This is a genomic window from Krasilnikovia sp. M28-CT-15 (assembly GCF_047159595.1).
Classification (GTDB): Bacteria; Actinomycetota; Actinomycetes; order Mycobacteriales; family Micromonosporaceae; genus Actinoplanes.
This window is the reverse complement of record NZ_BAAGAK010000001.1, coordinates 6755330-6769123: the sequence shown is the minus strand read 5'-3', so window position 1 is coordinate 6769123 and position 13794 is coordinate 6755330. Positions and strand designations below refer to the sequence as shown.

General features: G+C 73.1%; 10 protein-coding genes. 6 read left to right on the top strand and 4 right to left on the bottom strand.

The window, feature by feature from the left end; all coding sequences use genetic code 11:
• Positions 1–2150: 2150 nt before the first annotated feature.
• Entirely contained in the window at positions 2151–2891 is a 741-nt protein-coding gene (locus tag ACMCNO_RS31025; protein ID WP_412752976.1) for a M50 family metallopeptidase, read from the top strand.
• 58 nt (positions 2892–2949) lie between these two features.
• Here the strand turns inward: ACMCNO_RS31025 and ACMCNO_RS31020 are convergent, their stop codons facing one another.
• Positions 2950–4536 (bottom strand): acyl-CoA carboxylase subunit beta, encoded by a 1587-nt coding sequence (locus tag ACMCNO_RS31020; protein ID WP_412752975.1) that lies wholly within the window; start codon positions 4534–4536, stop codon positions 2950–2952.
• Between the two features lie 146 nt (positions 4537–4682).
• On the opposite strand from ACMCNO_RS31020, the gene ACMCNO_RS31015 reads away from it, so the two are divergent.
• The 3 genes from ACMCNO_RS31015 to ACMCNO_RS31005 are packed head-to-tail and all read left to right on the top strand — an operon-like array spanning position 4683 to position 8275.
• Positions 4683–6803, top strand: a complete 2121-nt coding sequence (locus ACMCNO_RS31015; RefSeq protein WP_412752974.1) for a hypothetical protein — start codon at positions 4683–4685, stop codon at positions 6801–6803.
• A 30-nt stretch (positions 6804–6833) separates the two neighbouring features.
• On the top strand, positions 6834–7700 hold the full coding sequence (locus ACMCNO_RS31010) for a biotin--[acetyl-CoA-carboxylase] ligase (RefSeq protein WP_412752973.1): 867 nt from the start codon (positions 6834–6836) through the stop codon (positions 7698–7700).
• A gap of 5 nt (positions 7701–7705) precedes the next feature.
• A complete protein-coding gene (locus ACMCNO_RS31005) occupies positions 7706–8275 on the top strand; it encodes a PH domain-containing protein (protein WP_412752972.1) in 570 nt (189 codons plus the stop codon).
• A 73-nt stretch (positions 8276–8348) separates the two neighbouring features.
• Here the strand turns inward: ACMCNO_RS31005 and ACMCNO_RS31000 are convergent, their stop codons facing one another.
• From ACMCNO_RS31000 to ACMCNO_RS30990, 3 genes are all read right to left on the bottom strand, one after another.
• Positions 8349–8945 carry a GtrA family protein gene (locus ACMCNO_RS31000; RefSeq protein ID WP_412752971.1) on the bottom strand — a complete coding sequence of 199 codons (597 nt, stop codon included), beginning with the start codon at positions 8943–8945 and terminating at the stop codon, positions 8349–8351.
• Between the two features lie 61 nt (positions 8946–9006).
• Entirely contained in the window at positions 9007–9537 is a 531-nt protein-coding gene (locus ACMCNO_RS30995; protein ID WP_412752970.1) for a GtrA family protein, read from the bottom strand.
• Positions 9538–9601: 64 nt separating this feature from the next.
• Positions 9602–10360 carry a sigma-70 family RNA polymerase sigma factor gene (locus ACMCNO_RS30990; RefSeq protein WP_412752969.1) on the bottom strand — a complete coding sequence of 253 codons (759 nt, stop codon included), beginning with the start codon at positions 10358–10360 and terminating at the stop codon, positions 9602–9604.
• Between the two features lie 301 nt (positions 10361–10661).
• On the opposite strand from ACMCNO_RS30990, the gene ACMCNO_RS30985 reads away from it, so the two are divergent.
• Positions 10662–12479: a phosphoenolpyruvate carboxykinase (GTP) gene (locus ACMCNO_RS30985; RefSeq protein WP_412752968.1), complete on the top strand. Its 1818-nt coding sequence runs from the start codon at positions 10662–10664 to the stop codon at positions 12477–12479.
• 102 nt (positions 12480–12581) lie between these two features.
• Positions 12582–13790: an NAD(P)/FAD-dependent oxidoreductase gene (locus tag ACMCNO_RS30980; protein ID WP_412752967.1), complete on the top strand. Its 1209-nt coding sequence runs from the start codon at positions 12582–12584 to the stop codon at positions 13788–13790.
• Positions 13791–13794 lie beyond the last annotated feature (4 nt).

Genomic DNA, 13794 nt, shown 5'->3' with positions numbered 1-13794 from the left:
CGAAAGCTGAGGCTGCTGCCCCCGCCCGGGACGAACCGGGCGTTGGTGATGCGCCGACAACCGGAAAAGCGAAGGCAGCCTCAGGACACGTTGTGCCCGAGGGGACCGAGAAGGCCGCTCCGGGTGACGAGGCCGCTCCGGGTGACGAGGCCGCTCCGGGTGACGAGGCCGCTCCGGGTGACGAGGCCGCTCCGGGCGACCAGGCCGCTCCGGGCGACCAGGCCGCTCCGGGCGACCAGGCCGCTCCTGGGGATGGGACCGCAGCTGAGGCCCCGGCGGCCGCCGGAGGCAGCGAAAAGGATGTCGCCGCGGACAAGGCAGGCCCCGCCGACGTGGACGGCGCCACCCCGGCGGGCCGAGGCGCCGGGCGAACAGCTCCCGCCCCGGCGGGCGGTCCGTCCGACGACACCCCCTCGGTACCGAGCACGTCGGCACCGAGCACGTCGGCTACGAAGGCGAAGACGGGCGCCAAGCCCACGGTCGGTGCCCGGGCCGGTGCCGGGTCGAGCAGCAAGGCATCACGCAGGAAGGCGCGAGGCCGCAACGCCACCACGGCGAAGACGGGTACGGCGTCCACCGCGGCGACCGGCATCCCCGCGACCGGCGCGGCACTGACCCCGACGGCCACGGACCCGGCGACGGCCACGGACCCGGCGACGGCCACGGACCCGGCGACGACCAAGCCCGGCGACGCCCGAGCGACCGCGACCAGCGACGCCCAGGCGACCGGGACCGGCGACGTACCCAAAGAGGACGCATCTAAGACGGGCGCACCCGGGAAGGGCGCACCCGGGAAGGACGCGTCCGGGAAGGCAGCGGACAGCGGAAGCACCCGCAAGTCGCCGTCGACCGCCCCCCCGGAGCCGCGCCGGTCCGCCGCGGCAGCGGCAACCACGCCGCCAACGGACGACCCGCCGGCCAAGGGTGCGGCAGCCGAAGAGAAGCCGGACGCGGCCCGGCCGGCATCCACCACCGGTACGTCCGCCACAGCCGACGCCGGAAGCAAGGCGGCCCCGGACGCAGCAGGCACCGAGGCCGCCGCTCCCGAGGCCAAGGGCGCTACCGCCGTCCAAGCCGACACCGACGCCAAGGACGCGGCGAGCGCCGACTCGGGCGACCTCGACGAGCTGCGCCAACCTGCCGACCAGGGGGCCGACGGGGATCTGACCACGAAGGTTCCCTCCACGGTGGGCGTACCGCTGGCTCGGTCCGTGGCGAACCATCCGGGCAGTGCCGGGCGCACCGGCATCGGCCGGCGACGACCAGCCGCGGAAGCCACGAGAGTGGTAGCCCAGATGGATGGTGCCCATGCATCGGGCACCTATGGGGGTGCACCGGGCCGGCCCGCGTGGCAGCCGATGCCGGTACGGGGCCCGTCGTCCGGCCCCAAGGGCGTCACCGTGTTCGGGACGACGCTGACCCGGCGGCAGACCGCGATCGGCGTGACGATCCTGCTCGCTCTGGTCCTGGTCCTGGCGCTGATCGTGCGGGTGGTCGTCGGCGGGGGTGATGACGGGAAGGGCGCCGACAGGTCGAGCGCGGCTGGCAACGCCCCGAGCGCGGCCGCCTCAGCGCCGGTCATCCCGGCTCCGACGCCCAGCCAGCGAGCCACGACGACGACTCCCTCGAGTGCGCCGCAGACGAGCGCCGCCGCCCCGCCCCCGGCCGCTGTTCTGCCGGCCGGATGGCGCCTCTACCGGGACGAGTCGGGCTTCTCCATTCCGCTGCCGGGCGACGCCGACGTCACGCACCCGGGGCGCGAGGTGCACGTGGAGTGGGACAACCGGCTCCTGATCATCGATCAGACGGACCAGCCCGAGCCGGATCCGCTGGCCGACTCGAAAGCGCAGGAGCAGGATCGGCGCAACGGCAAGTACCGCGATTACCAGCCGGTCCGGCTCCAGGCGGTGAACTACTTCTACAAGGCCGCCGACTGGGAGTTCTACTACACCACCAACAAGGGCAACCGGCAGCACGTCCTGAAGCGGAACTTCCTGTCCAGCCCGGACCAGGCGTACAGCGTCGGCATGTACGCGTTGCCCGAGGACTGGGCTTCGGCCAGCCAGGAGATGCAGATCATGCTCAAGGGGTTCAAGCCGGCGTCGTGAGCGGCCGTGCACGGGGACGCTGATCGGCTACGCTGCCGGGCTGTGTCGACCGATGGACTGACGGACCTCTGGGACAAGCTGTTCGGTGCCCAGCCCGACCCGCCCGCGATGCTGGTGCTGGTCACCGCGCTGCTGGCGCTCGTGGTGGTGGCGGTACGGCCGCTGTGGCGGATCGCCCGCAACGCGATCACGATCGCGCACGAGGGCGGGCACGCCCTCGCCGCGCTGCTCACCGGGCGCAAGCTGCGCGGCATCCGGCTCGAGTTCGACACGTCGGGGCTCACGCTGTCGGCGGGACGCCCGACCGGCCCGGGGATGATCCTGACGCTGCTGGCGGGCTACATCGCGCCGCCGTTGGTCGGGCTGCTCGGGGCCTGGCTGCTCGGCGGTAACCGGATCACCCTGCTGCTGTGGCTGGCGGTCGTGCTGTTGCTGCTCATGCTGATCAACATCCGCAACGTCTTCGGCGCGGTGTCCCTCGTGGTCACGGGCGCGATCGTCTTCGTGGTCTCCTGGTACGCGAACCCGCAGGTGCAGGCCGCGTTCGCGTACACCGGGGTGTGGTTCCTGCTGATCGGCGGCCTGCGTCCGGTCGGGGAGCTGCAGAAGCTGCGCAGCCGCGGCCGGATGCCGGAGTCCGACGCGGACCAGCTCGCCCACCTCACCCACCTGCCGGCCCTGTTCTGGGTGGGCACGTTCGGGCTGGTCAACCTGGCGGCGCTGGTGGTCGGCGCGTTCCTGCTGGCAGGGCAGTGGCTGACGGAACTCGGCGCCACCGGCTGACCGCCGGAGCAGCGGCCGCGTGGCCGAAGGCCCCACGGAACGACAGCGGCCGGCGGTGTCAGAGCGGGATGTTGCCGTGCTTCTTCGGGGGCAGGGTCTCCCGCTTGCTGCGCAGCATCCGCAGCGCCCGGGTGACCTGCGCCCTGGTCTGGGACGGGGAGATCACCGCGTCCACGTAACCGCGTTCCGCGGCGATGTACGGGTTGGCCAGGGTGTCCTCGTACTCCTCGATCAGCTGCGCCCGGGTGGCCACCGGGTCGGCCGCGGCGGCCAGCTCGCCGCGGTAGAGGATGTTCACCGCGCCCTGCGCGCCCATCACCGCGATCTGCGCGGTGGGCCAGGCGAAGTTCATGTCGGCCCCGAGGTGCTTCGAACCCATGACGTCGTACGCCCCGCCGTACGCCTTGCGCGTGATGACGGTGACCTTGCCGACGGTGGCCTCGGCGTACGCATAGATCAACTTGGCCCCGCGCCGGATGATGCCCTCCCATTCCTGGCCGGTGCCGGGCAGGAAGCCGGGCACGTCCACGAACGTGAGCACCGGGATGTTGAAGGCGTCGCAGGTCCGCACGAACCGGGCCGCCTTCTCGGAGGCCGCGATGTCGAGGGTGCCCGCGAAGTGCATGGGCTGGTTTGCGACGACCCCGACCGGGCGGCCCTCGACCCGCCCGAAGCCGACCACGATGTTCTGCGCGTACAGCGGCTGGACCTCGAGGAAGTCCTCGACGACCGCCTCGATGACGGTGTGGATGTCGTACGGCTGGTTGGCGGAGTCGGGGATGAGGGTGTCCAGGGCCAGGTCGGCCTCGCTGGGCTCCAGGTCCGCGGGCGACTCGAACGTGGTCGGTTCGTCCAGGTTGTTGCTGGGCAGGTACGACAGGAGCGCGCGCACGTAGTCGATCGCGTCGTCCTCGTCGCTGGCCAGATAGTGGGCGTTGCCGCTGCGGGAGTTGTGGGTGCGGGCGCCGCCGAGTTCCTCCATGCCGACGTCCTCGCCGGTGACCGTGCGGATGACGTCCGGTCCGGTGATGAACATGTGGGAGGTCTGGTCGACCATCACGGTGAAGTCGGTGATCGCGGGGGAGTACACCGCGCCGCCCGCGCACGGACCCATGATCAGCGAGATCTGCGGGATGACGCCGCTGGCCCGCACGTTGCGGAAGAAGATGTCGGCGTACAGGCCGAGGGCGACGACGCCCTCCTGGATCCGGGCGCCGCCGGAGTCGTTGATGCCGACGATCGGGCAGCCGATCTTCATGGCGAGGTCCAGCACCTTGACGATCTTCTCGCCGAAGACCTCGCCGAGCGACCCGCCGAACACCGTGAAGTCCTGGGAGAACACGCACACCTGGCGGCCGTCGACGGTGCCGTACCCGGTGACCACGCCGTCGCCGTACGGGCGGTTCTGGTCCAGGCCGAAGGCGGTGGAGCGGTGCCGGGCCAGCTCGTCGAGTTCCACGAACGAGCCCTCGTCGAGCAGCATCGCGATCCGCTCGCGGGCGGTCTTCTTGCCACGGGAATGCTGCTTCTCCACCGCGCGCGCGGAGCCCGCGTGCACCGCCTCCTCGACCCGGCGTTCCAGGTCGGCCAGCTTGCCTGCGGTGGTGTGGATGTCGGTCCTGGTCGCGTCCTGCTGGGTGGTCACGGGTACCGTCCTCGCGCTCTCTGCGCCACGCCGTCGTCGCCGTGGGTTGCCGCTCGCCGTGATCGTAGTCAGCCACACGCGGGGCGTCGCTACGGGTGCGTTTCGCACTCAATACCCCATTCGTTACTTCCCCCGTGACGAATTGGATGACCGTTACCGGCATCGCCCTGATCTGCGTGGGGCTTGTCCTGCTGGTCGCGTTCCGGGCCGTGCTGTTCGGCGGCCGGAAGCGGCGGCAGGACCGGGCTGCCCGTAAGGTCGCGGCGAACCGTCGGGCGCTGCCCGCCGCCCCGGTGGACGGTCCCTGGGCCGCGCAGCTGCCCGCCCCCTCGGCGGACGGTCCGTGGGCCGCGCAGCTGCCCCCCGCCTCGCCGGACGGCCCCTGGGCCGCCGAGCAGTCCGAGGGGCACGAGGCGTGGGACGCGCCAGGAGCACGGCCGGTCCGTGGCGGCGGTCCACGTCGCCCCCGGTCCGCGGACCAGCCGGCGAGCGGCCCGCGCGGTGACGCACCCGCGGCGGGCCGCGCCGACGCGCGTCGCTCGCGGGGCCACGGCACGGCGACGGGCCGCACGCGAGGCCGCACCGGCGGCGGCTCCGACCACATCGACGTCCAGGACTCCGGGTACGCCGACAGCGTCGGCCCCGGATACGCCGACGCCTCGGCGCCGGGGCGTCCGGCGACGACGGGCCGTGGCGCGGGGCGCGGCGAACGCCGGACGGTGTGGCTCGACCCGGACCCGGACGCCGGGGCCGTGGTGCGTTCCGTGCCGGTTGTCGCGGGTGCGGCCGAGGCCGAATCCGCGGCGGACGGTGCGGCCGATGACCTCGGGGAGGAGCCCGGTTCCCGGCGCTTCCGGCGGCGGCGCGGCGGCACCGGGCCGGTGCAGCGACGGCGTCGCCGCGAGGAGAACGAGGACTCCCAGTACGTGCTGGCCTCCCTCGGCCTGGCCGACGAGGAGGCACCGGAGCAGGACAGCCCCGAGAGTGACCTGGTCGAGGGGCTGTCCGAGGCGGGACACGCCGACGGCCGACGGGCAGATGGGTACGGCGAGCTGGGCTACGACGGCTCGGGCACGTTCGGCCTTCCGGCGGGTGACTTCTCCAGTACCGCGCTGCCCGGCCCTGACGCCACTGCCGACCCCGACGGACCGGCCGGCCAGGACGGTCCAACCGGCTCGGGGTTGGACGCGGCCGGGTTGCCGGGTCCCCGGACGGGCGGCCTGGGATCGGCAGTGGACGGTCCCGGCGGTGCCGTGGCCGACTCCGGCGGGATCGCCGCGACGCTGTTCGACCGCGACGACGACATGGCGGCAGGCGGGGCGCAGTCCGGCGCGCGTGTGGGCGGCGACCGGGACGGCTTCGGTCGAAGCGAGTTCGACCGGCCCGCGGGTACGGCTCCGGAACCGCCGTACCGGGCCGCGGCTCCGGCACCGCGCGGGTGGCCCGCGGACCGCTCCGACCAGCGCTACGGCGACCGGGTGGAGGGTTGGGTACGTCCGCAGTACCGCGAGCTGCCCGAGGCCGACACGGCCGGGGCGTACTGGACCCCGGCCCCGGACGGCCCGTACGTCGAGCCTTCCGCCAACGGGTACGGGTGGCCGGTGCCGGTGGAGAAGCTGCCCGCGGCCCCGCCCTACGAGCCGGTGACCGGGTTCGATCTGTCACCGGTGTCCGATCTGACCACGGTCGTGCCGAGCTGGCCACCCAGAGGGGACGTCACGGACCCACCGCGGTTCGGTCCGGCCCGCGACAGCGGCGCCGGGATCCTCTGGGGATCCGCGCGCGACGACAGGGTGTGGGGTGACTCCGACTCTCCCGAGCCGTACGGCTGGCCCCCCGCGGGGACGGGCCGCCGCGCGCCCGCACCCGATCCGGCCGACGGGCGCGGCCGTGACCCGAGGGGTGCGTCGAGTTTCGGCGGTTCCGCACGCCACCCCGGACCACCCCGGGGCTCGGTGCCCATGCCGGGCTCAGGGACGGTCCCGGGGATCGGGCGGTCGCGGGACTTCGGTCCACCGCCGGGCCTGGGTGTGGCTCCGATGCAGGGCCTCGGCCCGGCCCGGGGGTTCGGGCGTTCCCCCGGCATCGGCCGCCCGTCGGGGTACGCCCCGGCGCAGGGCATCGGTACCCGGCCGGAGGCGGTGCCCCTGCCCGTCGACGAGCGGGACCCCCGGGCCAGGCCACGTCCCCGGCCCAGGCCCCGCCCGGGTGGCGCGGAGGCCCGGAGCACGGTCTACGTGAGCAGACACGCCGCCGATCCGGGCTGAACGGCACACCCCCGCGGCTAGGGTGGGCGGATGTCGCCCTCGCCGTACGCGGATCTGGAGCGTCCTCCGCTGGTCGCCCGCTCCCTCGAACGGGGTCTGCTCACTCCCGGTGGCCTGTGGCGGCGGCTCGAACTGCGTACCGAAACCGGCTCGACCAACGCCGACGTGGCCGCCGCCGCCCGTGCGGGGGAGCCCGAGGGCCTGATCGTGGTGGCCGAGCAGCAGCTCGCGGGCCGGGGGCGGCGCGGCCGGGACTGGGTGTCGCCGCCCCGGGCGGGCCTGACCGTCAGCGTGCTGTTGCGCCCAGGCCGGCCGGTGCCCGCCCGCGACTGGCCCGCCGTCCCGGCCCGGGCGTTCGGCTGGCTGCCGTTGCTGGCCGGTGCGGCCCTGCGCGCCACCGTCGAGAAGCTGACCGGCCTGGACGCGGCCGTGAAGTGGCCCAACGACCTGCTGGTGGCCACCGCCGCCGGTGAGGCGAAGTGCGCGGGCATCCTGGCCGAGATCGTGGACGACGCGGTGGTGCTCGGCATCGGGCTCAACGTCACTACCCGCCCGGAGGAGCTGCCGCGCGCGCCGACCGGCCTGCCGGCCACGTCGTTGCAGGCCGCGGGCGCGGAGATGACCGACCGGGACCCGCTGTTGCGGTCGCTGCTGCGCGGCCTGGCCCAGTGGTACGCGGGCTGGCGCGACACCGGCGGCGACGCGGAGATGTGCGGGCTGCTGGCCGCGTACCGGCAGGGGTGCGCGACCCTCGGTCGGCCGGTGCGGGTGCTGCTGCCGGCCGGTGACGAGATCGCCGGAACGGTGACGACGGTGGACCCGGACGGCCAGTTGGTGGTCCGGACGGCTGACGGCGAGCGGCGTGTCTCCGCGGGTGACGTGGTGCACGTACGCTGACCCGCGTGCGTTTCCCGGACGATGTGCTCACCGAGGAGGAGGAGGTCGTCCTCCACCTGCGCCCGCACGCCCGCGCGGCGGTCCTGCCGGGCCTGGTCCTGCTGGTCACACTCGGCGCGATGATCGTCGCCTGGGTGATGCTGCCGACGGACACCGGCGGCCGGATCGGCGTCTGGGTGGTCGCGGTGATCTGCCTCGTGGTCGCGGTGCGCCGGGGCGTCGCGCCGCTGCTCGTCTGGCGCTGCACGCACTACGTGGTCACGGACGAGCGGATCCTGTTGCAGGACGGGGTGATCGCGCGCGAGCGGCGGGATCTGCCGCTGGCCCGGATCAACGACCACGCGATGAGCCAGTCATTGTTCGACCGGCTGCTCGGCTGCGGCACGCTGACGGTCGATTCCATCGGCGACCGGGTCGCGGTGCTGGCGTCCGTGCCGCACGTGCACGACGTGCAGACCACCTTGTACGAGCTGATCGAGCGCGACCGGCTGCGTCCCGCCGACGAGCCCGATGAGCCGGACGAGGACGAGGTGCCGGTCCCGCACGCACGGGACCGCCGGGGGCGCGGCGCGTGATCCGGGGTTGACCGGCGGCGCCGGGCCTGCGGGCCGCGGGTCTGGCCTGCGGGCCGCGGGTCTGGCCTGCGGGTCAGCTGCCGGAACGGGCGGGGCGTTCGGCGTCCAGCTCGGCCAGCTCGATCTCGCGTTCCAGCTCGGCGAGGTGCGCGGCGCTGCCGGGCTGGTGCTCGGCGCTGAGCTCGGCGAGCCCGGCGGCCGGGTCCAGCTCGGTGATGGCGTCCTCGTGGCCGTCGACCGGCGGCTTGAGGAACACGAACGTCCGGTACGCCCAGAACCGGAAGACCGTGGCGACCCCGGCCGCGAACAGGGTGATTCCCATGATCGCGAGCTTGTGGTCGGACTCGTTGAGGCCGACGCCGTACTTGGCGATGGCGACCGCGCCGGATTGGATGACCATGCCGACCAGGTTGAAGCCGAAGAACAGCGTGTACTCGCGGCGCAGCGCGCTGCGGGTGTGGTGGCGGTAGGTCCAGTACCGGTTCGCCACGTACGCCAGCGTCGTTGTGACGACCGTGGCGACCACCGTGGCCTTGACTGCCCCGATCGGCATGGCGACGTAGGTGATGACCAGATAGAGCACGGTGTTCGCGGCGCCGATCACGCCGAAGGCGAGCGCTTCGGGGACGAGACGGCGCAGCCGTTCCGTCAGCGAGCGTGCTGGGGGCATTGGACAACCTTACGGGAGGGCGGGCGGGGGCCGCGGATGGCCGGGGGCGGTGACGACGGCGTCACATGCGGGGGATGGGGGCGAGTCCGGGGTCCGCGGTCCCCGGTGCGGGTGATACCGGTTCCACGGCGGCGACGGCGCGGAACACGAAGCGGCGGTACGACCAGAAGCGGAACAGGGTGCCCAGGACGCCGCCCACCAGCAGGCCGGACACGTTGTCCGCGAGCGGGCTCTGCAGCGCGGGCCAGAGCCGGCCGAGCCCGTAGTGGCTGATGGCCAGGCAAGCGAGGCCGATGCCCAGCCCAGCGGCGTTGAGGAAGAAGAAGGTGGCGTACTGCCGGGCCATGTTGTGGTGCTCGCGATGCCGCCACGTCCAGAAGCGGTTGCCGGCGAAGGCGACCGTGGTGGCGATGACCGTGGAACCGGTCTTGGCCAGCAGTGTCTCCACGTCCAGCTGGAGCAGCACGTTGAAGATGGCCAGGTCGACCGCGAACGCGACGGCGCCGACGGCGCCGAACTTCCCGACCTCGCGCACCAGCGCACTCAGCCTGGCGCGCAGGCTGGAGGTCTGCGGCGGCGAGGTCTCTGGCACGGAATCGAGACTACCGGCGGCTGTCACCGGTCGCCGTCCCCCTTGAGCGACCCGTGAGCGACTCTTAACCCGCGGGCTCTGCATGGTGACGCTGCCGATACGGTCGGTAACGGGTGACGTCCAGCTCGGCGATTTCGGCGAGCCGTCCGCGGCAGCTGGCGCACCAGTGCAGGTGGGCGCGGAGCCGGGCGGTGTCGCGGGTGGCGAGCCGCCCACGTACGTGTCCGCCGAGCCGGTCGCCGGTCCAGCGGCATTCGGGGTGCTCGGCGGTGGCCACGTGCTGCTGCAGGTAACGCTGTCGCAGCCCCTCGCGGGCGCGGTGGGCGAGCACCGCGACCGCGTTCGGGGTCAGCCCCAGCAGCGGGGCGACCTCGGCGGGGGTGGCGCCCTCCACCTCGGTGTGCCACAGGACGTCGCGCCAGCGGGCGGGCAACTGGCTGAACGCGCGTGCCGCGAACGTGCGTTCCAGCCGGTCCAGCGCCGGGTCGAGGAACGGCTCTCCCGGGTCGTAGCGGGTGAGGTCGTCGGTGAACTCGAGCCGCCGGTCCCGGCGGGCCCGGTGGTAGCAGACGTGCCGCAGGGTGGTGTGCAGGTACGCCCGGAAGGCGACGAGCGGGCCCCGCCCGGCCCGCAGCGCGGCGAAGACGTTGGTGAACGTCTCGGCGACCAGGTCGTCCGCGTCGGCGGGATTGGGCGCCAGAGCGTGGGCGAGCTGCTTGGTTGCCGCGGAATGCCGCTGGTAGAGCGTCCCGTACGCGGCCGCGTCTCCGGCGCGTACGGCCGCGAGTAGGTCGGTGTCCGTGTCGCTGCCCGGGATCGCCATTCCTGCCTCCTGACGACGATGGGGAGGAAAGCCCGATTACGTGCAAGTTTAGGCAGCTTGGTCTGATTTGTGAAAGTGGAGGCAGGAAGCGGCTCCGAGCACGATCGTGCGCACACGTGCGCTGACTTCCGAAAGATCAATCGTGAACGCGCACAAACACCGAGGATTGTGCGGTTGTCCACAGGGTGAACCGATGAACTGAACGGTCGATCGGCTTACGCTCAGGTGACTCCCGTGACATACGAGGCCGTCCGACGGCCTGGCTCGTCGCAGGTCAGTGCCGACCGAAGGAGATCCACGAATGTCTTTGCCCGCTGTCACCGCCCCCACCCGCCACCAACGCCTGCTCGACTGGATCGACGAGGTCGCCGCACTCACCACCCCGGACGCCATCGTCTGGTGCGACGGCTCCGAGCAGGAATGGACGCGCCTCACCGACGAGCTGGTCGACGCCGGCTCACTCGTCCGCCTCAACGCGGAGAAGAAGCCGAACTCCTTCTGGGCCCGTACCGATCCCGGTGACGTCGCCCGCGTGGAGGAGCGCACCTACATCTGCTCCGTCGACCCGGCCGACGCCGGACCGACCAACAACTGGATGGCGCCTTCCGAGATGAAGGCGACCATGACCGAGCTGTACCGCGGCTGCATGCGCGGCCGGACGATGTACGTCGTACCGTTCTGCATGGGCCCGCTCGACGCGCCCGCCCCGATGTTCGGCGTCGAGCTGACCGACAGCCCGTACGTGGTGGCGTCGATGAAGATCATGACCCGGATGGGCAGCAAGGTGCTCGAGGCCATGGGCGACGACGCGCCGTTCGTGCCCGCCCTGCACTCGGTCGGCGCACCGCTGGAGCCGGGTCAGCAGGACGTGCCGTGGCCGTGCAACACGACCAAATACATCTCGCACTTCCCGGAGACCCGGGAGATCTGGTCGTTCGGCTCCGGCTACGGCGGCAACTCGCTGCTCGGCAAGAAGTGCTTCGCGCTGCGCATCGCCAGCGTCGCCGCCCGCGACGAGGGCTGGCTGGCCGAGCACATGCTGATCATGAAGCTGACCTCGCCCGAGGGCAAGGTCCGCTACATCGCCGCCGCGTTCCCGTCGGCCTGCGGCAAGACCAACCTGGCCATGCTGGAGCCCACGATCCCCGGCTGGAAGGTCGAGACGATCGGCGACGACATCGCCTGGATGCGCTTCGGCGAGGACGGCCGCCTGTGGGCCACCAACCCCGAGTACGGCCTGTTCGGCGTCGCGCCCGGCACGGACTACAAGACCAACCCGAACGCGATGCGCACCCTGGCCAAGGGCAACTCGCTGTTCACCAACGTGGCGCTCACCGACGACGGTGACATCTGGTGGGAGGGCATGGGCGACCCGCCCGCGCACCTGACCGACTGGCACGGCAACGACTGGACGCCGGACTCCGACGCCCCGTCCAGCCACCCGAACAGCCGGTTCTGCACCCCGATCACGCAGTGCCCGATCCTCGCCCCCGAGTACGACGACCCGCGCGGGGTGCCGATCGACGCCATCCTGTTCGGTGGCCGCCGCAAGACCACCATCCCGCTGGTCACCGAGGCCCGCGACTGGTCGCACGGGGTCTACCTCGGCGCCACCCTGTCGTCGGAGACCACGGCCGCCGCGGTCGGCCAGGTCGGCGTCGTCCGCCGCGACCCGATGGCGATGCTGCCGTTCATCGGCTACCACGCCGGTGACTACTTCCAGCACTGGATCGAGATGGGCAAGGGTGCCGGCGGCGACGCCGACAAGCTGCCCAAGGTGTTCTACGTCAACTGGTTCCGCCGCGGCGACGACGGCCGGTTCCTGTGGCCGGGCTTCGGCGAGAACTCCCGGGTTCTCAAGTGGATCGTCGAGCGCCTCGACGGCCGCGGGGCCGCCGTGGAGACCCCGGTCGGTCACGTACCGACGCCGGACGCGCTCGACCTGACCGGGCTCGACGTGTCCCCGGCCGACCTCGAAGCCGCGCTGCGCGTCGACCGCGACGAGTGGCTGGCGGAGTTGCCGCTGGTCACGGAGTGGTTCGAGAAGATGGGCGACAAGCTGCCCGCCGTACTGTGGTCCGAGTTGGACGCTCTGCGCGCCCGGCTGAACGCAGGCTGATCCACCGATCCAGCGCCCGCACCCCTTCTGGGGTGCGGGCGCTGCTGTGTACCGTGCGGGCGTGCGCCGCCTTCGACCGGTTCCGCAGCGAGATGCCGTCCGGTGAGCCGCTCGCCTGGATCCAGGTCGGCCGGACCCCGGTTCGACGTCGTGGTCGTCGGGGCCGGTCCCGCCGGGGCGGCCGCGGCGCTGGCCGCCCGGCGGGCCGGGGCCCGGGTCCTGCTGCTCGACCGGGCCGACTTCCCCCGCGACAAGCCGTGCGGCGACGGTATCGCCGCGGACGCGCTGGACGTCCTCGCGCATCTCGGGGTGCCCGACGCGGCGCACGGCTACCCGCCGGTCGCCCGGCTGCGGCTGGTGGCCCCGGGCGGCGCGGTCGTGGCCCGCCCGCTGCCCCGCCCGGCACGCACCGTGCCCCGCCGCATCTTCGACGCCCGGCTGGTCACCGCGGCGGTCGCTGCCGGGGCCGAGTTGCGGCGTCACACGGTACGGACGGTCCACGACGACGGCTACGAAGTCCGGGTGGCCTGCGCCACCGACAGCAGCCTCCGCGGCAGCGATGAGTACCGCGCCGCGGTGGTGATCGGCGCCGACGGGGCGGGTTCGGTGGTGCGCCGCGCCCTCGGCCACCCGCCCAACCCACCGGGACATCTCGCTCTCGCGCTTCGCGGTTACTCCCCGTGGGAGGGCGCCTGGTCGGCATACCCCGCCGGCGGCGGCGAACAGCTCATCGTCACCACCAGCGCGCGGTGGCCCGCGTACGCATGGGCGTTTCCCCTCGGCGACGGCAGCGCCAACGTCGGATACGGGGAGGTGCTGCGGGGCGCGCCGGTGAGCCGGGCGTACCTGCTGGAGCGCCTGGCCGGGCTGCTGCCCGGCGCCGAACCGGCCGGCCTGCGCGCCCACCACCTGCCGCTGTCCACCCGGCGGCCGCCGCCGGCGTGCGGCCGGGTGCTGCTGGCCGGGGACGCCCTGTCACTGATCAACCCGTTCACGGGCGAAGGCATCTTCTACGCCGTGCTGTCCGGAGCGCTGGCGGGCGCGGCGGCGGCCGGAGCACCCCACGAAGCCGCCGCCCGGTACACCGCCGCGCTGCGCCGCCGCCTGGGTCGCCACCTGCGGCATTCCGGGGTGGCCGCCCGCCTCACCCAGCGCCCGCAGGTGGTGGACGCCGCCGTGCGGGCCGCCCACCGGCACGGTGCCGTCTTCGACCGGATGGTCGATCTGGGGCTCGCTGACGGGGTTTTCGACCTCCGGACCATCGGGCGCATCGCCGCGGAGCTGCTGCACCCCGGGCCGGTCCGGCCTTGAGTGC